A 21,762-nucleotide genomic window follows, 5' to 3' on the forward strand; every position below is an offset into this window, starting at 1 on the left:
AAGCTTTGAGCTGATATTCTCGGGGAAGATGAGCCATTCTTTGGAATGAGGTTTTTGATCCCACTCTTTAAAATCGCTTAGGTAATCTTTGTACTGGCGCTGGAGCTTCTTTCCATTGACCCCGTAACATGCACCGATGGTATGACAGTCCGAGGCTTTAGTACTGACTAAGTACTTTTAAAAAAGCAGCAAACTCGACGGTCATTCGGGTTCCCTGTGCTACTAAGTTCCAGTCACGCTGCATAACTTTTTTGTCTTGTTTGCCCAGCCAGCGACGGCGTTTTATATGCAGGAAAACCTTTTTACCACGCACAGGAAAATCCTGGATTGTTATTTCTTTATGGAACCCGTGTGCTATGACCAGTTGGGAGGAGAACTCTTTAGGAATCTCCGGCTTCTCTTCAAAATGCAGGTGTAATACATCTCCTTCTGTTTGATGTCCGGTAAGATCAAAATGGGTGATTAATAGTTCTGGTAATAATATCTTGAGTAGGTCTATGTATGGATCCAATGCTTCCTGTTTAGAAAACAAAAATCAAACTAATATTTCAATTCACACACAACTTTTGAGAATGATCCAAGTTTATCCCGATGAACATTGGGAAGAATCTTTGCCCGCACAAAAAAAGCTTCTCATTTCTGAGAAGCTTTTTTATTTATAAGAATTGAAAAAGTAGAGAACTTACCTATAGATAGCTTTTAGAACAATATTATCTAAAGATTAGAGTCCTCTGTCTTTACTTCGCAAGTTCCGGTAGAACAATTTCCTCCCGCACAGGCAAGTCCAAAAAGCCCCATAGCAGCAGGCCAGGCGCCGAGAAGAATACCAATCCATTCTCCTTCAAATGCGCTTTGCACGATTACAAAGGTTCCTATTAAAAAATAGGCAGCTCTTACCCAGGTCCAACCGCTAGCAATTCTTTTTAGCATATCAAGATGATATTTTGCCGTTTAGTGCGGCCCAGCTTCCGCCGTTATGCACATTTGAGAATCCGTTAGATTTTAGTACACTCTTAGCGGAAGCACTTCTCATCCCCGAAGCGCAACAGGTAATTATTGGCTTATTTTTATCTTTTAATTTTTCAAGATTTGCAGATAGTGTTTGTAAAGGAATATTTTTTGATCCTTTAATATGACCGCCCGAGAATTCTGCTTTACTTCTTACATCTACGATAATTCCGCCTTCCTGCAGGAGTTCTTTATAATTAGGAGCAGGTTTTATTCCTAAAAGCTCTTTAAGTTTTGAAATCATAATTAGGCTGTTTCTGAGGTTAGCAAATTAACTTCAAGCCACGATCCGCCATTTACACAATCAAATCCCTTGCTGCTTAGATAATTTGCAGCCTGTCCGCTTCTATTTCCCGAGGCACAACATAGAATCAAAGGAGATTCCAATTCTTTTAACTCATCAAGCCTTAGTGGAATTTCATTTAACGGGATATTTACGGCTGTAGAAACACTTCCTCCCATAAATTCGTTAACGGTTCTTACATCTACTATTGTTCCCTTATTATTTTTAATTAAATCTTCTGTTTTCATCTTTAAATATTTTATTTGAAAATCATTTTAATCTGTATTGAAGAATACAGAATTGAAAGACAAAATTACTACGAATACCTTCTTGCTACAGTCACCTTTGTTACATAACCAATTAAAAAACAAAGAGAAAGCAAAAAAAAAAATCAGGATGGTATAATGACCATCCTGACATTAATATTTAAGAAATTTGATGCTCGAAATCTAAGAAAGTCTTTCAATCACCGTTTTGAGTTTAGAGCGCACGTCTTGTGCAATATTTCCAAGTTTGTGGTTCTCTACGGCACTCATAGAAGCCACAGGATCTACGGCAGAAACTTCAGTTTTTCCATCTTCTGTTTCCTGTACAATTACGTTACAGGGTAGCATGGTGCCAATCTTGCTTTCAGCAGAAATTGCCTGGTGGGCCATTTTCGGGTTGCAGGCTCCAAGAATTCTGTACTTTCTAAAATCTACATCGAGTTTCTTTTTGAAGGTTTCCTTTACATCTATTTCAGTAAGAATACCAAAACCCTCTTCTTTTAATTCTTTGGTCACTTTATCTATAGCCTCATCGAATGAATCGTTAAGGACTTTTGAAAAATAATAGCTCATAATATAAATTTTTTGGTTACCCTTAAAGTTAATTGTTTTCTAGCGAGGGAAGAAAAAGGAATTATTAATCTTGTGTGAATTTCCTAAGAATTTTTTTTCCTCAAGCTTATTTTTAGAAAATAATCCAGATCCAGTTTTAAACTATTTTTAAGCTGAATTCCAGGAATCTGCTCGATTATTTAGCACTTCTGGCCGGGTTTCACTTCATCTGATACTCCCAGCCTTTCCAGGATTTTATCCATAAGGCACCAGTGGGTAAGCGAAGATTGAAGCAGGTTTGCCCCCACAAAAGCGGTAAACCACAACCAGTTAATATTTACATAAATGGCTAATAAAAGACTTACAAGCACAAAAGTTCCTGCAATTCCACGTACAACTCGATTTTTCATTTTAAAAAATTTTTAGGTTAGATATAGTTTTCAATGTTCACCACGGCAGCTCTAATGGGATTATTGGTTTCCAGGTTTTCATTGAATTCTGAAACCAATTTGAACAGTAGTTCTATTTTTTCATTTTCGGTAAAAGAGAAGAACATAAGCGATTCGTTGCCGCCTTTTTCTCCTGGAAACCAGCTTCTGGTTGCAATGACCGAATTGGTGTTTTTATAACCGTCTATTTCAGTACGGCTGAAGGCTTCAATTTTTGCCTTTTTAAAAATGCTGAGGATTTCTTTTTGAAATTCCGCAACACTTGTTACAATTAGTAGTTTCATTTTTTAAGGTTTAAAATTCTGAGTTAAACAATAACGGTGATTGAGGTTATCGGTTGTCGACAACCGACAACTCACAACTAAAGAATTTCTTCTTGCTCTCTTTTTTCCATCACATCTGTCTTTTCATCTCGTGCTTCATACTTCTTACGTTCTATCATATAATACACTAACGGCACTACCAGTAGGGTAAGAATAGTTGAGACAATAGTTCCTCCCATTAGGGAAATTGCAAGTCCCTGAAAAATTGGATCAAATAGTATCACGAATGCGCCTATTACAACAGTTCCTGCAGTTAAAAGAATAGGTGTAGTTCGCACAGCACCGGCTTCTATCACTGCCTGTTTCAACGGAATTCCGTCTTCCAGTCGCAGGTTCACGAAGTCGATGAGCAACACCGAGTTCCTAACCATAATTCCCGCAAGCGCGATCATCCCAATAAAAGAAGTAGCGGTAAAGAAAGCACCCATAATCCAATGCCCAAGCACGATCCCAATAAGGGAAAGCGGGATAGCTACCATCATCACGATTGGTGCACGGTAGTTTTGGAACCAGCCAACGATGAGGATATAGATGATGAAAATCACTCCCAGAAAGGCAATCCCGAGATCTCTAAAGACCTCCAGCGTGATTTGCCATTCCCCATCCCATTTTACGGTATAATCATCTTCCATTTCGGGTTGTTGTATGTAAAGCTCATCAAGTTCATAACCGGCAGGAAGTTCGATCTCTTTTAATTTCTCTTCCATTCCTAAGATGGCATAAACAGGACTTTCAAGCTCTCCGGCCATATCTGCCAGAACATACACCACCCTCTTTTGATTTTTTCTGAAAATGCTTTTTTCCCTAAGCTTTTCCTGGATTTGAACAAGATCTGCCACACTCACCATTTGTCCGGTTTGCGATACCATTTTGATCTGGGAAATATCTACCGGAGTGGATTTTTCCTGCTCTGCCAGGGCAAGAAGGATCCCCACTCTTTGGGTAGCATCTTCATCATATAAATGTGCAATTGCACTTTCTCCCAGTGCGGAGTTCATTGTATGAACAATTTGCTGCGGAGCAATTCCATAGCGCATTGCTTTCTCTTTGTCGATCTCGAAATGATATTCGGCCTGGTCTGCCTCTACCATCCAATCCACATCCACAACATCTGGGGTTTGTTTCAAGATTCCCTGGATCTCATCAGCAATTTCCATTTGCTTATCGTAATCGGGTCCGTAAACTTCAGCAACAATTGTTGACATTACAGGAGGTCCCGGTGGTACTTCCACGATCTTCACATTGGCATCAAATTTTGCCGCAATCTTCTGAATATCGGGTCGTAGCAATTTCGCGATGTCGTGGCTTTGCTCACTTCTTTCGCTCTTGTCCTTCAGGTTCACCTGAATATCGGCCGTATTACTTGCACCTCTCAGGTCATAATGTCTAACAAGTCCGTTAAAGGTTATGGGTGCAGATGTCCCCACATAACTCTGATAATTCACCACCTCCGGTCTTTGGGACAGGTACTGCCCAATTTCCCTGGAAACAGTCGCAGTTCGCTCTAAAGTTGTGCCTTCGGGCATATCTATCACCACCTGGAATTCATTCTTGTTGTCAAACGGAAGCATTTTCACAGCGACCGATTTGGTAAAGAACAAGGCTACAGAGCCCAACAACAACAGCATAGTGGTACCCAGGAAGATCCAACGGGTCCTTTTGTTGTCAATAAGCGGCCTTTCCAGTTTATTATAGATCTTATAGATTCTAGTGTCTTCGATTTGTCCTGTAGATTCTTCCTCAACACTGTCTTTGCCTTTGCTTTTCTCTCTTAAAAAGATGAGCCCCAGGTATGGTGTAATAGTTAGTGCTACGAATAATGACAGGATCATTGCAATGGAAGCTCCAATAGGCATCGGGCTCATATAAGGTCCCATCAATCCACTTACAAAAGCCATTGGCAATACCGAAGCAATCACCGTGAAAGTGGCCAGGATAGTCGGGTTCCCCACTTCGTTAATGGCATAAAGCGCCGCCTGCTTGAACGGCAGCCGTTTCATCTTGAAATGCCGGTGCATATTTTCGGCTATGATAATGGAATCATCTACCACGATTCCTGTTACAAATACCAGAGCAAAAAGGGTAATTCTATTAAGCGTGTAATCCAGCAAATAGTAACTAAGCAGCGTAAGTGCAAAAGTCACAGGGACAGAAAGGAAAACCACTAGTCCGCCGCGCCAGCCCATAGCCAGCATCACCACCAGGGTAACTGCGATAATGGCCCCGATCAAATGCAGCAGTAATTCTGACACTTTATGAGAAGCTGTTTCTCCATAGTTTCGGGTAACTTCAACGTGTACATCATCAGGTATAAGATTTGTTTTCAGGTGTTCCACCTTATCAATGATCACATCGGCTATTTTCATAGCATCCGCCCCTTTGATCTTAGCCACCGATATGGTCACTGCAGGATATTCCGAAGAAAAATTACTTCCCGCTGCAGAGCCTTTTCCGTAGCCAAAAGAAACATATTCCTTGGGTAATTCCGGTCCTTCGATCACTTCAGCAATCTGGTACAGATAGACCGGTTGTTGCTGTTGAGTGCCAATGATCAGGTTCTCCACATCTTCAGCAGATTCGAGGAAACTTCCGGTGTTCACCAGAAATTCAGTATCATTTTGATTGAAACTGCCGGAGGAAAGCTGCTGGTTGCTGGCCTGAATCATTTCAGCCACCCCAAGAAAATCCACTCCACTGGATGCCATTTTATCTTTGTCCAGCACGACGCGCACTTGTCTGCTACGACCACCAATCTTGTTAGTAATGGAAACATCGGGCACTTTTTCTATTTCGTGCGTAAGCTCATTGGCAATTTGCCTAAGCTGGTAATCATCATAAGTTTCACTCCACAAAGTAAGGCCCAGCACGGGTACATCATCAATGGCGCGGGTTTTTACCAGCGGCATCGTGGCGCCCAGCGGCATCTGGTCCATATGCTTCATAAGTTCATTATAAAGCTTTACATAGGAGCGTTCAATATCTTCGCCCACCAGGAATTGCACGGTCACCATTCCCTGTTCTTTCATGGAAGTGGAGTAGATGTATTCTACCCCGGGAATATTGGAAACCATTTTTTCAAGCGGTTTTATCACCCGCGATTCAAGTTCTGTGGGGCTTGCACCTGGATAACCAACAAAGATGTCGGCCATTGGCACGTCAATCTGGGGCTCTTCTTCCCTGGGGATCAAAAACGAACTGTACACTCCAATGACCATAAACACGATCATTAGTAGCACCGTAAGCTTCGACTCCATAAAACCTTTGGCAATTTTGCCTGCTAATCCTTCTTTCATTCCGTAATATTTTTATTGCTGAAGGCTTATCGAATTTCAAGTTTGGCCCCATTATATAATTTCCCTTCGGCTGAAGAGATATAAGACTCCCCGGCATTAAGACCCGAAAGAACTTCCACCTCGTCACCAACCGTTCTTCCCAGTCGCACCCATCTTAGGATGGCGGTATTTTGCTGGCTTGGCGTATAAATTCCGTGTAGGTCTCCGCGGGTTACAAGTGCTGAGGACGGAATGAGAACAACCTCTCGTTCGTTCACGGCTGTGGTAGGAAACTGAACGCTGGCATACATCCCCGAGTAAATCGAAGCATCGGTCTCGTCTAATGCGACATTTACCACATACTGCCCGCCTGAATTCCTTGCGGAAGTGCTTATTTCTGAAACCATTCCTTTTAAGATTTCTCCTGAAGATTTAACCTGCACATTCACTTCTGTTCCCTGTTTAACTGAAGCTATTTCAGATTCCGGAACACTTGCCCTTACCTCAAATTTTCCGGGAACTTCCAGGTTTAGCAACGGCATACCGGGATTTGCCATATCCCCAACCTCAACATTTTTTGAAGTAACCACTCCGCTAAAGGGAGCTACAATATTGGAATAAGCGAATTGCGCATTGATTTCATTCTTTTGCTGCCTTGCGGCTTCAAGTCTGGCTTTTGCCATTTGGTACCTCGCCGTGATATCATCCATTTCCTTTTGAGTGGCGCTGTTATCTTCAAACAATGAGCTGTAGCGCTCATAATCTTTTTCTGCATTTTTAAAAGCCGCTGTGGCTTCAGTAATTCCTGCATTCACCTGCGCCCGCTTTGCCTGCAGGTCGGCATTATTAATCTCGATAAGCAGCTGACCTTTTTCTACCACATCGCCCACCTTTGCATTTACGCGGGTAACATAGCCCATATTTCGGGTGCTTAAAGTGGCATTTTCAACCGCCTCTATTTTTCCGCTAAAAGTGAGGAAGGACTGGTCAGATCTTGAAGGAGTTTCTACGGTAACTGCCACCGCCGGAGTATTTTCTGTAATATTTTTTTCTGAAGAGTCTCCGCAACTAAAGAGTAGGATCGTTGCTCCCAAAAGACTCAGGATATATAATTTGGATTTCATATTGACTGTTTATTTAATTAAAAAATCGAGTTGTACCTGTGCGTAATTGTATTCAAAAATGGTTTGTGCGTATTCCAGTTGTTTCTGCGAAAATTGTGCTTCGGCCGTAAGTAGGTCGCTGGTTTTCTCAAGCCCCTGCTCAAACCTGTTGTAACGTATGCGCAACGATTCTTCGGCTTGTTCCAGTGCAAGTCGGGTGAGGTTCAGCTTATTTTCGGCATCTTTTACTGCCCGGCCTGCCCTGTTTCGTTCCATCTCGCTTTTGGAAACATAGGAATCAAATTCCAGCCTGGCTTTTTCATAAGTTGCCTTACTTTTCTGAAGTTTTCCGAAGCGCTTATAACCTTCAAATAAGTCCCATTTCAACTGAATGCCTGCGAGATATCCGCTGGCATCGCCAGAAAATATTTCATCATCATAAAGTTCATAGCTTCCAAAGGCATTCAGACGAGGGAGAAAGGACATTTTATCTGCCTGCAGCATTTCGCCGTAAGCCTCAGTCGCCAGTTCCATCGCTCTAATATCTGCACGGTCCTTAGAAACAGCCTCCATATTTCCCTGAACAGGAATCGAAATCTCCAAAGGATCTGTAGGCTCAAAAATCGTATTCAATGGTTCGTTTAAAAGATACGCCAGATAGTCTGATGCATTGATCACGTTGCTTTTTGCATACTGCAGCTGATTATTGACTTCAGAAACCCGAATTTCTACTGAAAGCACATCTGATCTTTGCAGATATCCCTGTTTATAGCTGTCATTTGCCAGTTTCTGGTTGGCGAGCGCTGCCTTTTGAGCGCTTTCCAAAACAGTTACTGCCTGGTGCGCGAGTTGCAGTTGCATATAAGCTTTCTCTACCTCCAGCACCATATGGTCTATGGTGCGATCTGTTTGTAAAGCAGTGGCATCCATCTTCTTTTTTGCCGCTTTTCGCTGGTAGATCCCGTCTACATTAATAAGTGGCTGTTCCACTTCAATTTTGGTAGCAAAATTGTCGATCCTTTTAGGGTTGTTTAAAAAATCGGGATTGAAGTCACTCTGCGTAACAATTTCCTGGTTCAGTTTTGATCCAAAAGCCATCAAAGGGTTGGTAGTGGTCATTCCCGTATGTGAGACTGCAACATTGGGTAAAAAGATGGAATTCGTTTGCCGGTAATCTCCCCTGGATTCGAGGAACTCCTGCTGTGAGATCTTGATCTCCCTGTTGTTTTCCTTTACCAGCTGTATGGCTTCACTTAAGGATATGGGCTTCGTTTCCTGTGCCTGTAACCACAGCCCCGGCAGTAAAGCCAACATTGTAAATATATATTTGATGTTCATCGTTTGTCTATTATCTCTGATTAAAAGTTTTTGAAGAACCAAAATTTTTCATCCCACCATTTGGAGAAATGTCCCCACTGGGCGGGAGTTTTCATTTTGACCTCATTCTTTCCGGTAGCCGAAAATCTTCCGCCCGTCTCACTGGCCTTTCCTTCACCCGCTTCGATAAAGTATTTTCCTTCGGGAACGAAAGTTTGATCTGGTTTTTGATTTGAAAGTATTCTGCCAATATTGTGAGCTACAACCGCTGCCTGCTGTCTTGCAAATACTCCAATCTTTGGAAGTACAGATCCGTTTTCAGCTGTTACGTGGGTGATGTCCCCAATGGCATAGACATTTTCGAATTTGGTTTGCAAGGTTTTGTTATCCACATCTACCCACTCGGAATTTCCTGCTAAATCGCTCTTTTTGATCACTTCGGGTAGCTGGTGCAGTGGAGTATAAGCCAGAAGATCATAATCATAGGTTTCCCCATTGCTGAATTCCAGTGCGTTTCCTGAAACAGCTTTCAGTTCGTGGTTTGGGAAATATTTGATCCCTTTCTTTTCCAACAGTTCTTTTAGTTCCCGCGAAGCTTCAGCGCCGGCGAATTCCATTGGGCCGGCTTCAGGCGTATACAGAGAAACATTAGTGGATTTAGGAAGGTTGTTCTTTCTTACAAAATCTTCTATAAGCATCGCAGCTTCATAAGGCGCCGCCGGGCTTTTAAATGGAAGGGAAGAAACTAAAATAGCAATTTCACCTCCGTCAAATTTTTTTAATTCAGCATAAAAATCCTGAGCTCCTTTTAGGGTAAAGAAATTAAAGCCAAATTGATCAAGGTTATAAATATCTGCCTGCTCCACGCCCAGGGAAACTACCATATGATCTCCTTTATACTGCTTCCCGTTTACGGTTAAAGCAATATTTTCTGGATCTATATTTTCTATTTCCCCTCTAATAACTTCCAGGCCTGAAGCCTGCAGTTTATCTGAACGCTCTGTGATCTCCTGCTGTTTGCTTTTTCCAACCATCACCCATGGGAGAGAAGGCGAATACACGTTGGTTTCCTCTTTCTCGAAAACCAGGATCTTTACAAGATTGATATCTTCTTCGTTTCCGCTATGTCTGCTCAGCTCTCTTGCAGTGACAATTCCGCCTTGTCCGGCTCCTAATACTAAGATGGTTTTCATAATTGATTATTTTTAAAATTGATGCTGTGAATGCTTATTGCAATAGCTTCAGCTGGTGCTGTGGGATTCACCGTAGAAGCCAAAGTTTTTGGAAATTCTATCAGGATTTCTCTTAAGTAGTCTTGCAGGTTGTTCATTATTCAATTTTTATGTTGTTGAGGTCAATACTCAAACAATTTTATTTCTAATTAGATGACAAAATTAATGGGTGGATTACCTGTGGGAAGCAACTTTTGTTACATAGAGGTCTGGTTGACAGGTGGGTATACGGGAATATTTTTTAGTGTCCTATGAGCATAATCAGGTTTTTGGAAACCTGCTGAAATTTTAATTCGTAGTAAGAAAATACTTACATAAAAAAATAATTTTATCCTTAAGAATCCCTTGAAATAAATAGGACCAGACTGAAAATTCTATAAAATTGAAATAATCATATTATCAAATTATTAGGATAAAAGTTTGGAAATTGTCGATAAAGTGATAGATTAGACGAATCTATTAACCTTTTTTTAATCAAACATTTTATTTTTATGGATTTAAAAAACTTTAAATCGTTCGCGGTAACTGCAATAGCTGCCGCTTTTTTTGTTTCATGTTCTCAGGACCAAGCACGAGAACAACCTATGGATGAAGAATTGGTAGCTCCTTCTTCAGCCGATATTATCGAAGGCCAGTATATCGTGGTTTTTAATGAAGATATTACCGGAAATGCTTCTTCAAAATATCCGGAAAGTTATACCAAGGCACAGGAAGAAGTGGCTAATACTACCAAAAGGGTATTATCTGAAGCTAATATTCCTGACACCGAACTTTTAGCTGTTTACAGTAAAACAATTAATGGTGCAGCGCTTAAACTTAACCTGGAGCAGGTGGAAGCTTTAAGAGGTAAAAAAGAAATTGCTTTTATCGAGGAAGATAGAATTGTGCAATTTGCCCCTCCTTGTGGAACGCCAAACGGCGGGCCCTGTGATGAAGATCCGGGAGATGGAGACGATGGGGGAGGAGACTCTTCCCAGGATGTACCTTACGGAATTACCCGGGTTAATGGTGTAGCTTCTTACACTGGTTCTAATGTTGCGTGGGTAATTGATAGCGGAATAGACACAGATCATCCAGATCTTAATGTAGATGCTTCAAGAGGATTTAATGCATTTACCTCTGGAAGAGATGGAAAATCTACCGATGATGGCAATGGTCATGGAACACACGTTGCCGGAACTATCGCAGCTTTAAATAATGATTTTGGAGTTGTTGGGGTAGCACCGGGAGCTTCAGTTATTCCTGTAAAAGTTTTGGATAGTCGTGGTAGTGGTTCTTACTCTGGCGTAATAGCTGGTGTAGATCACGTTGCTGCTTACGGAAGTGCTGGCGATGTTGCCAATATGAGTCTTGGCGGGCCAACTTCAGATGCTTTAGATAGCGCAGTACTTTCAGCTTCACAAAACGGAATTATTTTCGCTCTTGCAGCCGGAAATGAAAGTTCTGATGCGAATACCAGTTCTCCTGCCAGAGTAAACGGAGCAAATATCGTAACGATCTCTGCAATGGATTCTAACGATAACTGGGCTTCTTTCTCTAACTACGGAAATCCGCCGGTAGATTACGCTGCTCCGGGAGTTGCGGTTAATTCAACCTGGAAAGACGGTGGTTATAATTCAATAAGCGGTACTTCTATGGCTTCACCACATGCAGCCGGAGTTCTATTATTAGGAAGTGCCTCTACTGATGGAACTGTAAATGGAGATCCAGATGGAACTGCAGATGCGATTATTGTACACTAAAAAATAGCTTAAATTTTATACTGAAAAGCACCGCCAGAGCGGTGCTTTTTTATTTAGTTAATGCTTTAATGATTCGTTGCTCATTAATTAGAACATCCCGGAATAATACATGGGGAAATTGATTGTTGTTTTTTTCAGCTTCTCCTTTTTATCAGCAGCACTTAAGCTTTTTTTAATTTGAGGGAGTTTTGGTTAATCTGAAATTATTTTAAAATAAAGTCTGTTAATTAAATTCAGCGCAATCGCCTGATGGCTGATAAACGCCTGCTCCCTGTTGGTAAACTAAGGTGGCGCCTAAATGCCCAACATACATAAGATAACCGGAGCCTATTGATAATGTAACGATACAAAGAATGGATAATAAATTCTTCTTTTGGGTAAGTAATCGAATTCTTGAAAATTTTAATAGATCAAGAAGGAGGGAAGCCGTAAAAAGCCAGGCGGTCAAATACGCCAGGTTTTGATGTTGTTTAAGAACTGTGGGATCACAAATTTTTCGTGAAACAATACCATCGGCTAGATTACCGGTATAAATTGCAATCCAAACTCCTATTGTCCCTAATAAAAGTAGTATAGTTCCTCCTTGTTTCCAGACTTCTTTTGCCGAGCCCAGTGCTATTAACTTAAACAAAAAAGCAACTAATAAAATGGCGATAGGAAAATGAACGGACAGAGGATGAAAAACCTCTGTCCGCCAAAAATCAGGTAACTGATTCATTTTATTCCATAATTTTTACAGAAATGGGATCTAAACGTTTTCCCACTTTTTCTACTTCTACTTCAACCTTTTGACCTTCTTTCAATTCTGAAAAATCTACCGTGCTTCCATTTCGGGTTAACTCGGTAGTTTCCTTGAAATACAACTCTAAAGTCTTGTTATCGTTTGTTTTAACGTAAATCTCATCTTTAGAAGGTTCAACCTCTTCTATTGTTCCCTCGTAAGTTCCAGATTCTACGGTATCAGTACTCTCTCCACAAGAAACCATAAAAAGAAAAATACCTAAAAAGGCAACGGATTTAAAAATTTTACTGCTCATAATTTTAATTTTTTGATTATCTGATTTTAAAGTTACAAATAATATGTTTGGATAGAATAAACCTAAACGAGTAATTACGTGTGCAGTGAAATTTATTGCACAGGATTTCTCCCCAGGGCCTGCAGGTACTCTGCCTGGGTTTTTAAATATTTAACCTGAAGATCTAATTGCTCCAGCCTGGCCTCTATAAACCGGGTTTCGCGGGTATTTATTAAAAAGATTGAACTTTCTCCAAAATTGAATTTACGCACTTCTGCCTGAAGTAATGCATTAGAATCTACCACCATTTGTTCTGTCATTTCAATTTGCTCTAAAAAGGCCTGGAGCTGTTGTTCCAGGGCATTAATTTTGGCTTGTAACTGGTTGTCTTTAAGGTTTAGCTCCAATTTGGCATCCTGCAGCTCAAATTCGGCTATCTTGAGATCGCCGCGTTCCCTTCTTAAAAATAATGGCATAGAAAATTTTACACCCGCTTTGTAAGCACTGGCATTAAAAGTTTCAAAGTTTTCGGGTTCTTCTGAAAGGAAATTATACTCCAAATCTATTTTGGGTAATAATTGATTAATGCGATAGCGTTTTTCTATTTGGTGCGCTTCAATTTTTCTCCTGTAAAATTCTAATTGCGGGTGGGTATCTAAATTTGCTTCAGGAATTTCAGAAATTAAAGTACGGAAAACTTCTTCGGTAGTTACGGGTCTTACCTGTTCCTGTAAAATAAGCGGTTGATCCTGGTCCCATAAATAGGTAGAAAGTTCCAGCCGTTTTTTTCTGAGTTCTACAATGGCCTGGTTAGCGTGGAGTCTTCGTTTTTGAATATTTAGGCTTGCTTCTACGGTGTCTATCCCTGCAACTTCACCCATTTGAGCGCCGCACCTAATTCCGCGATAGCGTTCATTTGCATTTTCCAGAAAATCTTCAAAAATCTGTAATTTCTGATGTGCTCTTAACCATTCAAAATATACAAACGAAGCATCCAGAAGAATATCATTTATCATTAATTGCTGCTCGGCCCGGCTTTGTTCCCGATAGGCCTGGGCTTTGCGTAACCCCGCCATTCTAGAATTGATCCAAAGTCCTTCTCCCACCGATAAAACTACGCCTGCCTGAAATAAACCGGCTTCTGGCACTTTGTTCTGCGGATTTACATAAGCGCCCTGACTTTGTTGAAATCCGCCTTTTAATTTTAATCCGTACCACATAGGCACCTGTAATTGGGCATCAAGAAGGTCGTAATATTCGGTACCTTTATATTCCTTTTCTTTATAATCTACCTCAAAGCGTGGGTCAAAGGCGCCTCTTGCTGCCTGTACTTCGGCATCACCTATATTCCTTACCAATCCTGCCTGGCTAACTACAGGATGTTCACTTATTACAATATCTAAAAATTCGGTATAACTCAGGCTGTCTGTTTGGGCAATTGCCGAAGAACAAATAAAGAATAGGATAGTAAAATAGTGTACAAAGCGCATGTATTTGGCTACTTTTTATTATTACTTTTTGCCGCTTGAGATTCAGTATTGTCACCGGTTCCCGGTTCGTAATAGTTTGGTGGGAAACCGTTTAAGTTCCGCCATAATTCATACCATATAGGAACATTTTCTAAGAGGGCTATAGTTTGCGCACCACTGCCAATCCCAATTTGTTCCGGCCAGGGATTATCATCAGGATCAGGTGCGAGGAGAACACGGTATTTACCATTTTTTGAAATATAATTTTCTACCGCAACCACTTCGGCGCCATAAGTACCATAAGAAAGGTTGGGCCAGCCGCTAAAAATTATTGAGGGCCAACCATCAAACTGAATACGAACCTCTTCTCCCACATGCATAAGTGGTAAATCTAATGGCCTAACATAAGTTTCTACCGCCATTTGATAATTGGAAGGCATTATACCTACTAATTGCTCTCCTTGAGAAAAAGTTTCACCTAAACCGGCGCGTATGGCTTTATTTACGTAACCATCCTGGGGTGCAAGAATATAATATAAATTGCTACGCTGTTGGTAATTTGAAAGCTGAATCTGAAGTTTATCAACTTCAGCGCGAGTACCAAATTGGTTGCTTTGAGTAGTAAAAATTTCCTGCCTGGTTTTAGAAATTTTATCAGCGTATTCAGCAGAAATTCGGTTTATTTCAATTTCAGCATTTATTACTTCATTACGGCTGGCTAAAAGTTGATTTTCCTGTGCAATTAGCTGGGCCTGGGCTTCCTGCAATCTTAAACGCCTCGCTTCCAAATCGGTTAAAGATTTTAAACCTTCTTCCTGCAGGGTTTGCATACGTTCAAATTGCGTTTTGGCAATTTCTACCTCGGTTTTTGCTGCTTCCAATTTAATACTGTCGCTACGAACCTTTAGGCCAGCCTGCGCCAGTTTATTAGTAGCCATACTTCGCTTTAACTCCCGTTCCTGTTGCTGCGCTTCTAATTGTTGCCTAAGTGCTTCTATCTTCTCGTCATAGGAGTCGGCCGATTGGCTTTTGGCGTCTATTTGACTGGAAGTTCTATTGATTAATAAAGGATCAAAATAATCACTACTCACCTCTGAAATTCTTAAAATAGTATCTCCTCTATTTACAAAATCCCCTTCGTTAATATACCATTGCTCAATTTTCCCCGGAATAGGAGATTGTATGGTTTGCGGGCGGTGTTCTGGGCTTAACGTGGTAACATTTCCGCTAGATCTTATATTTTGTGTCCAGGGTAAAAAGAGAATAATTACAAATAATAAAAAAAGGCCAATTAGCACCTTATTAAATATAGTGTAGTGTTTTCTATTAAAAACGAATTTCCCCGATCTAGAGTCAGAAATATCTATACGCTCGTTTAATTTTTCTTCAGAAATATTCAGCATATCTACAGGGATTTAACGATTTTACCGTCCTCTAATTCCAGGCGCTCATCACAAATTTCTTTCCATAAATCATCATTACTGGCTACAATTAAGCTCCATTTTTGCTGCGGATCGGTTAAAAACTTTAATATCCTTTTCTTTTCCTGAGGTTCAAATTTCGTAAAAGGTTCTTTTAAAATAAGTATTGCAGGCTTATTTACAATAGCCCTGGCCAGGATAATTCTTTGTGAAATAAGGGAAGATAAATATCTACCTTCAGGATGAATTTGAGTATAAATACCATTGTTTTGCTCTTTTACAAAATCTTTTAAGCCAGCCTGTTCTAAAGCCCAATCTATATCCTGGTCTGAAATAGATTCATCTCCAAAAGTTATATTCTCCCAAAGACTACCTTCAAACGGAATTTCATCGGGTAATAAAGTCCCTAGATATTGCCGATATTCATTTAAAACAAGGGTGTGCCGGGCGAGATCGTTTACATAAATTTTACCTTTTGTAGGACTAAAAATACCTGAAATTAGTTTTAAAAGACTGGTTCTTCCATTTCCTGCCGGCCCGGTAATTACAAGCGATTTTCCGGGGTTCACTACAAAATTAATTCCCTTTAAAACTGAATAACCTTCCGGCTCAAATGCCACATCTTTAAATTCCAGTTTAATACCATTAAGAGCGTTTACCGAATTTTGATTTTCTGAAGGTTCTAAGGGTTTATCTACTACCTGTCCCAGTTTCTCCAGCGAGGTAAGGGTGTCGTAAATATCTTCAAGGCCTCGTATCATTTTCTCTACGGAAGAGATTATTAAGAGAATAATGATCTCGGCGGCTACAAATTGACCAATATTCATTTGCTGGTTTAGAACCAACATTCCTCCAATAGCCAGGAGACCACCGGCTACCAAAACCTTAAAAATAATAAGTTTAATGTACTGAATTTTAAGAACGCCAAAATGCTCTTCCCGTTCCCTCAGGTATTTTTCGGTAAGCTTATCGTTTTTATCCAGCGCCAACTTGCTTCGGCCAGAAATTTTAAAACTGTTTAAGTTTCGGGCAACTTCCTGAATCCAGTGAGCTACCTGGTATTTGTTTTTAGACTCGTCTAAGCTGGTTTTTAAACCTTTGGCAGCGGTAAATTTAAAGACTATATAAATTAATAATACCAGTAATAGTCCATATAAAATAAAAAATGGGTGATAAAGGGAGAGTAGTATAACTCCAAAAACAACCTGGACTGTGGCCGCCGGGAGATCTAATAAAATTTTGCTTACTCCTTTTTGAACTTTTAGGGTATCAAAAAACCGGTTTGCCAGTTCTGGCGGATAGATATTTTGTAAAGCTTCACTTTTAATTTTGGGAAAACGGTAGGAAAATTCAAAACTGGAACGTGTAAATATTTTTTGTTGAATATTTTCTGCCAGTCTAAGTTGCAGTAACTCAAAAACACCAACCAAACCTACTGCGAGCGTAACTAAAATCACTAAAATCACCCAGCTGGTACTAACTTTTCCTCCCTGAATTAAATTCACAATAGCCTGTATACCCAGGGGAACTGCCAAATTTAATAAACCCGCGAAAAGCGCATAAAATAAAATATGACTTACATCGCGTTTATCTAATTTTAGTAAATTCCAAAGTCTTTTTACCGGAGTACCTGGTTTAGTTTTGCTCATTAAGTAATACTATGCAGTTTAAAAAGTGATTTTCCATAATATGCAAAAATAATTTTCAAAAGAATTTTTCATTAGGGTTTAATCAAATTTTAACGCTTGTTCTTGCTTTATTTTAGATTAGGTTTCCCGGTATTATATTAATTGGGATGCAAATTTATTCCATTTTATAATGAGGTTAAGGGGTTACTTCTCGTTTTTCTTATTCAAGGTTACTTTAAGACCTTCTTTTTTACCCGTTCTTTTAATAAACAGTTCTCCGGGCTTTTGATTTCCTTTTATTTTTAATTCAAATTCTGAACGTGGGGCTAAAATGAATGGAAGACTTTTGTTATTAACAATACTAAAATTATCGCTAATGTTTATTTCGGTAATTATAATAGCCTGGTTACCTCCTTTATGAGAAATTCTAAGACTTTTTATTTCTTGTTTTGAAAAATCAAGATTGTCCTGTGATGCTTTTAATTCCCCTGCCAGAATAGCATCGGTACTAAAATTAAGGGAATTGTCTTTGGCAAAAACTTCAAACGAATTTAACTCTGGGCCGCCACCTCGATTTCCGCTTCCGGCACCAATAATAATTTGCTTATTAATGGTAATTGCCTGGGTGCCGTGCCGGCCTTGTTTTAATGGAGGCAGACTATCCCATTTTCCTTCAGCAAAATTAAAGATTTCAGCTTCATTGTGCGCTTTTTCCTGGGCATCACTTTCACCTCCCAAAATTACAGGCTTATTATCTAAAATTCCAACTGCCGTGCCGCCTCTTGGCGTAGGAATTTCAGAAATGCTTTTCCATTTTCCCGCATTAAAATCGTAGATATCTGTGGCTTTCACTGTACCGGCAAATCCGTTTCCTTCAACACTTCCAGATTTTCTTCCGCCGGCAACAAAGAGTATATCCCCGGTGATTATTGCTTGGAAGTGATCCCGTTCATTAGGCGAATTTGGAAGTATTTTCCATTTATTTTTATAAACATCATATTCGTCAAACCAATTTACCCAACCGGAAGTATGCCCATTGGTAATTCCGTTTATCAGGTATATTTTTTTATCTTTTATTGCAACGCCGGCAGCACCACGTCTACGGTCTTCAGGAATTTCGGGTCCTTTTACCCATAAATTTTCTAAGGGGTCATAAATATAAATATTGGGAATAGGATCTTCATTGGGCCAGCCACCGGTAAATGCGCCTAAAATATATACAAGTCCGTCCAGGCTCACGGCCTGTGTATGGTGAATTTCCAGGGGAGGTTGTGCTCCTTTTTTCCATTTTTGGTTTTCGGTTTCGTAGATATCAATTGGTTTATTACCGCGACCCCCAATTAAAATAAACCGCTTTCCTGCCTGTACAAAAGCATTCTCATGGCGTTCCTGTGCTTCTCCAATTGCAGGAAGAGTTTTCCAGGATTGAGAATTAAGGCTAATTACCGAAAAACAAAGAATACTAAGTAAAAGGTATTTTTTCATCATAATTAATACTTTATCATAAATATAAGGCTTCTAACAAAACACTAAGGTAGGTTTAACCAAGCCTTAACTGCTTTAAGTCTCCCTTTTTAATAAGTTGCATAGTAAACCATAAAATCTAAATTATGAAACTGAAAGCTTTATTTTTAAATTGTACACTTAAAAAATCTCCCAAAACATCTAATACCGAAGCCTTTATTGAAGAAGCTGAAAAGGTTTTTAAAGACCTTGATGTTTCTACCGAAATTGTTCGCGTAGTAGACCATGATGTAAAATTTGGAGTTACCTCAGATGAAGAAAATGGAGATGAATGGCCTAAGATTTTAAAGAAGGTAAAAGCTGCCGATATTTTAATTCTTGCTACTCCTATTTGGCGTGGAGATCGTGGTGCCGTTGCTAAAATGGTTGCCGAACGTTTTGATGGAATAATGGAAGAGGGAAGTGAAGAAAACGGGCAATTTCCAACTTATAATAAGGTAGCCGGAGTTATGGTAGATGGGAATGAAGACGGTGCTAAAAAAGCAATTTCCAGTATGGTTTTTGACCTCTCTGAACACGGATTTACTGTTCCCGTAAACGGATTTTGCTATTATGTGGGTGAAGCCGGGCCCGGGCCAAGTTATATTGAAGCCGAAGGGAATAAACACGAATTCACCAATAATATGATGTTGCTTATGGCTCACAACCTGGTGCATTTGGCAAAAACCTTAAAGGAAAATCCGTATCCTACTGATGTAAAAAAATTGGAAGAGAAAGCTAAAGAAATGAGTAAGTAGGGGAAACTTGAATATATACAGGAAGCTCTTAAGAATTGTCTTAAGGGCTTTTTTTAGTCCAAAGAATTCCTGGTAACCCAGGATTTCCAGCCAATAATGGCCATTTGTACTTTACTGGCTTTTCTTAGATCCAGTTCTTTTTTAGTGTAGCTGGGCAGAACCTTCTTGTTAAGTTTAGAAAGTGCTTTAAAAAATTTCTTTTTCATTTTTGGTTGGTTTACTCGATAATCGAGATTTGAATGCGCTGAGGCTAGCCTCTGTATTCACATATTCAATTCTTCCTGAATTTGCCTCAAAGCGGTTTACTTCAAAGATATTGAAAATGAGGCAAAAGAAAAAGACAGGGAATTAGCCTGCCTTTAAATTCAAATTTAAATGAAAAGAAAATTATTTTTTATCTTTTTTAGTAGTAATTTCAATAACCCCGACTTCGGCATCTTCTCCATATTTTTCTAAAGCAACTGTACCTTTAAGAACATTAATTTTTTCAACATCTTCGGGTTGTAGTTTTTCTTCCATAAACTCTGCACTTTCCTTTTTTCCATCAATTATAACTAGAGGCGAAGCTTGCTTATGCCCATTCGTGAAAATATTGGCCTTAACAGTATAGCCTGTTGAGTTATCTGATTTTTTATCTTCTTCATATTTATGAAAAGCGTTTATATCTTTGGAATTAGAAAAACTTAAACTTTTGCCGGTTATTATTTCGTAATCTGTTTTCTTTTTGAATGTTTGAAATCCGACTGAATGAGCTTGGGTTTTTATCACCTTTTTTTCAGTTTTCTTTTTAGATTTATCCAAAACCCTGGTAGTAAGAATCACCGCTCCATCTTTGGCGTCTTTTCCATAAAGAGAAGTTGCGCTTTCGCCTTTAAGAACATTTACACTTTTAATTAGGCCTTTATCTATTAACTCAATAATTTCTTTCTTACTTTTTTCACCGTTTAATATATAAAGGGGATCGCCGGGGATTTCTTGAGAATTTTCAGGAGTTTTTGTAGTGATAAGTATTACTCCATTTTCACCTTTTTTTCCAACTTCATCAATGGCTTTTTCACCTTTAAGCACTTGCAATTCGGCTATTTCCTCGGGTTTTAATCTCTCTACATCTTCCATAGAAACTATTTCCCCATCAATTTTATAAACTATATTTTCAGGAAGTTTTTTATGCTTTATTGGCGGAACCTCCTGTTCCACTAATTGAGAATTAGCGGGTTCGCTCACTTTTTTACTATTAATTGAAATAAAAGCTATTTTTCCGTTTTCGTGAAAACGGGTACCAATTTTAAACGCTAACAAATTCCCTGCGTCATCAGTTTCTGACTGAAATTCCCTGCTGTCTCCAGTTTCTAAAGTATAGGTTATATGTATATTCTTTAGTTTATTATCTGAATACTGAATGTTTTTCCACTCAAGTTTTACATTTTTTTCAGCGAATGCATCCCGGTATTTTTTTAGGTCTTCTTTTGAAGTGTTTTCTGAAAAATGAGCTTCTAATAGCTTTTGATCTTCAGTGTTGATATTCAGAATTTTTTTGTCTTCTGAAGTAGTCACACGGGCTTCGGTCTTTACATTAAAAGCGAGCATAAAAGCCAGGACAAATGGAAAAACAAGGCTTAGTTTCCATAGCCCGGTATTTTGAGATGATTTTTTATTCAACATAAGAATTCGTTTTTTGATAAATGACTGGTAAAAATGATTGGTAAGTGCAGGTTGTAAATTTGAAATTGAAACTTTCACCAAAGCCTGCTGATAGGATTTTTTTGCTCCCGAAATAGCCACCGTCTCCCTGTCGGCTATATATTCCAGGTTTTGTTCAACGCTTTTTTTATACAACCAGCTTAACGGGTTAAACCAAAGTAGGGCGGTAGTAAGATTTGCTATTAATATATCTATAGAATGCCATTGCGCCGCGTGTATCTTTTCGTGTTGCAAAATCATTTGCAAGTCTTTTTCTGAATGCGCCGCAGGATTATAAACAATGAATTTAAAGAATGAAAACGGACTTACCGTAGTATTGGTTGTAAGAAAATTAAAACCATCTATTTTATGAATTTGGCTTTTTTTAATAAGTTGCCAAATGTTGAAAAGCTGCACAAAAATTTTTGTTAGGAAAGACAGGGCAACACTTAAATAAGCAAGACCCAGGACTTCCCAGGCGCCAAAATTGGATGCTATATTTTCTGAAGTAATATTTGTGCTTGCAGGAAACTCGTGGAAAAAAAAGTTATTAGCTTCCACCATCACTTTCCGGGTAAAATAAATTGCCGGTAGAACTGCTGAAGTTAAAATTCCACCCATCAGAAACCTACGATTTATCTGGAAACTGGTTTCTTTTCTTAGTAAAATAATATAGGCCAGGTAAAAAATACTTAGCAATCCGGCGCTTTTAAGAAGATAGGTTAAGAATGCTTCCATAA

22 protein-coding genes are annotated in these 21,762 nt (G+C 39.3%); 2 read left to right on the forward strand and 20 right to left on the reverse strand.

Going from position 1 to position 21,762, the window contains the following annotated elements; all coding sequences use genetic code 11:
- Positions 1–157: 157 nt before the first annotated feature.
- From J0871_RS08380 to J0871_RS08435, 12 genes are all read right to left on the reverse strand, one after another.
- Positions 158–511 (reverse strand): transposase family protein, encoded by a 354-nt coding sequence (locus J0871_RS08380; protein WP_208224822.1) that lies wholly within the window; start codon positions 509–511, stop codon positions 158–160.
- 203 nt (positions 512–714) lie between these two features.
- Complete coding sequence (locus J0871_RS08385) at positions 715–930, reverse strand: hypothetical protein (RefSeq protein ID WP_208224823.1); 216 nt, start codon at positions 928–930, stop codon at positions 715–717.
- Between the two features lies 1 nt (position 931).
- Positions 932–1,252: a rhodanese-like domain-containing protein gene (locus tag J0871_RS08390; protein ID WP_208224824.1), complete on the reverse strand. Its 321-nt coding sequence runs from the start codon at positions 1,250–1,252 to the stop codon at positions 932–934.
- 2 nt (positions 1,253–1,254) lie between these two features.
- Positions 1,255–1,539, reverse strand: coding sequence for a rhodanese-like domain-containing protein (locus J0871_RS08395; RefSeq protein ID WP_208224825.1), 285 nt, complete (start codon positions 1,537–1,539; stop codon positions 1,255–1,257).
- 201 nt (positions 1,540–1,740) lie between these two features.
- Entirely contained in the window at positions 1,741–2,130 is a 390-nt protein-coding gene (locus J0871_RS08400) for a DUF302 domain-containing protein (RefSeq protein WP_208224826.1), read from the reverse strand.
- 179 nt (positions 2,131–2,309) lie between these two features.
- Positions 2,310–2,519, reverse strand: coding sequence for a DUF2892 domain-containing protein (locus J0871_RS08405; RefSeq protein WP_208224827.1), 210 nt, complete (start codon positions 2,517–2,519; stop codon positions 2,310–2,312).
- Between the two features lie 17 nt (positions 2,520–2,536).
- Positions 2,537–2,842, reverse strand: a complete 306-nt coding sequence (locus J0871_RS08410) for a hypothetical protein (RefSeq protein ID WP_208224828.1) — start codon at positions 2,840–2,842, stop codon at positions 2,537–2,539.
- A 77-nt stretch (positions 2,843–2,919) separates the two neighbouring features.
- On the reverse strand, positions 2,920–6,174 hold the full coding sequence (locus tag J0871_RS08415; RefSeq protein ID WP_208224829.1) for an efflux RND transporter permease subunit: 3,255 nt from the start codon (positions 6,172–6,174) through the stop codon (positions 2,920–2,922).
- A gap of 26 nt (positions 6,175–6,200) precedes the next feature.
- The gene (locus J0871_RS08420; protein ID WP_208224830.1) at positions 6,201–7,277 is read right to left on the reverse strand and encodes an efflux RND transporter periplasmic adaptor subunit; all 1,077 of its coding nucleotides are present in this window, start codon (positions 7,275–7,277) and stop codon (positions 6,201–6,203) included.
- Positions 7,278–7,286: 9 nt separating this feature from the next.
- Positions 7,287–8,594 carry a TolC family protein gene (locus J0871_RS08425; RefSeq protein ID WP_208224831.1) on the reverse strand — a complete coding sequence of 436 codons (1,308 nt, stop codon included), beginning with the start codon at positions 8,592–8,594 and terminating at the stop codon, positions 7,287–7,289.
- A gap of 20 nt (positions 8,595–8,614) precedes the next feature.
- Complete coding sequence (locus J0871_RS08430) at positions 8,615–9,766, reverse strand: FAD-dependent oxidoreductase (RefSeq protein WP_208224832.1); 1,152 nt, start codon at positions 9,764–9,766, stop codon at positions 8,615–8,617.
- Positions 9,763–9,903 carry a hypothetical protein gene (locus J0871_RS08435; RefSeq protein ID WP_208224833.1) on the reverse strand — a complete coding sequence of 47 codons (141 nt, stop codon included), beginning with the start codon at positions 9,901–9,903 and terminating at the stop codon, positions 9,763–9,765. Before J0871_RS08435 ends, J0871_RS08430 begins: the two co-directional genes overlap by 4 nt.
- A gap of 393 nt (positions 9,904–10,296) precedes the next feature.
- Between J0871_RS08435 and J0871_RS08440 the strand changes: the two genes are divergently transcribed.
- Positions 10,297–11,547 carry a S8 family peptidase gene (locus J0871_RS08440; protein ID WP_208224834.1) on the forward strand — a complete coding sequence of 417 codons (1,251 nt, stop codon included), beginning with the start codon at positions 10,297–10,299 and terminating at the stop codon, positions 11,545–11,547.
- 223 nt (positions 11,548–11,770) lie between these two features.
- Here J0871_RS08440 and J0871_RS08445 read toward each other — a convergent pair whose 3' ends face one another.
- The 6 genes from J0871_RS08445 to J0871_RS08470 all read right to left on the reverse strand — a co-directional run bounded on the left by J0871_RS08445 (position 11,771) and on the right by J0871_RS08470 (position 18,569).
- Complete coding sequence (locus tag J0871_RS08445) at positions 11,771–12,265, reverse strand: DUF2231 domain-containing protein (RefSeq protein WP_208224835.1); 495 nt, start codon at positions 12,263–12,265, stop codon at positions 11,771–11,773.
- A gap of 1 nt (position 12,266) precedes the next feature.
- Positions 12,267–12,584 carry a hypothetical protein gene (locus tag J0871_RS08450; protein ID WP_208224836.1) on the reverse strand — a complete coding sequence of 106 codons (318 nt, stop codon included), beginning with the start codon at positions 12,582–12,584 and terminating at the stop codon, positions 12,267–12,269.
- Between the two features lie 92 nt (positions 12,585–12,676).
- Entirely contained in the window at positions 12,677–14,053 is a 1,377-nt protein-coding gene (locus J0871_RS08455) for a TolC family protein (protein ID WP_208224837.1), read from the reverse strand.
- A gap of 8 nt (positions 14,054–14,061) precedes the next feature.
- The gene (locus tag J0871_RS08460; RefSeq protein WP_208224838.1) at positions 14,062–15,435 is read right to left on the reverse strand and encodes a biotin/lipoyl-binding protein; all 1,374 of its coding nucleotides are present in this window, start codon (positions 15,433–15,435) and stop codon (positions 14,062–14,064) included.
- A 2-nt stretch (positions 15,436–15,437) separates the two neighbouring features.
- Positions 15,438–17,102: an ATP-binding cassette domain-containing protein gene (locus J0871_RS08465; RefSeq protein ID WP_208224839.1), complete on the reverse strand. Its 1,665-nt coding sequence runs from the start codon at positions 17,100–17,102 to the stop codon at positions 15,438–15,440.
- A 183-nt stretch (positions 17,103–17,285) separates the two neighbouring features.
- On the reverse strand, positions 17,286–18,569 hold the full coding sequence (locus J0871_RS08470; RefSeq protein WP_208224840.1) for a galactose oxidase: 1,284 nt from the start codon (positions 18,567–18,569) through the stop codon (positions 17,286–17,288).
- 122 nt (positions 18,570–18,691) lie between these two features.
- On the opposite strand from J0871_RS08470, the gene J0871_RS08475 reads away from it, so the two are divergent.
- Entirely contained in the window at positions 18,692–19,342 is a 651-nt protein-coding gene (locus J0871_RS08475; protein WP_208224841.1) for an NAD(P)H-dependent oxidoreductase, read from the forward strand.
- Positions 19,343–19,395: 53 nt separating this feature from the next.
- Here the strand turns inward: J0871_RS08475 and J0871_RS08480 are convergent, their stop codons facing one another.
- Positions 19,396–19,548: an SsrA-binding protein gene (locus J0871_RS08480; protein WP_075326128.1), complete on the reverse strand. Its 153-nt coding sequence runs from the start codon at positions 19,546–19,548 to the stop codon at positions 19,396–19,398.
- A gap of 181 nt (positions 19,549–19,729) precedes the next feature.
- Positions 19,730–21,760, reverse strand: coding sequence for a M56 family metallopeptidase (locus tag J0871_RS08485; protein WP_208224842.1), 2,031 nt, complete (start codon positions 21,758–21,760; stop codon positions 19,730–19,732).
- Positions 21,761–21,762: the final 2 nt, after the last annotated feature.

Origin of the sequence: Salegentibacter sp. BDJ18 (genome assembly GCF_017579965.1) — a bacterium.
GTDB lineage: Bacteria > Bacteroidota > Bacteroidia > Flavobacteriales > Flavobacteriaceae > Salegentibacter.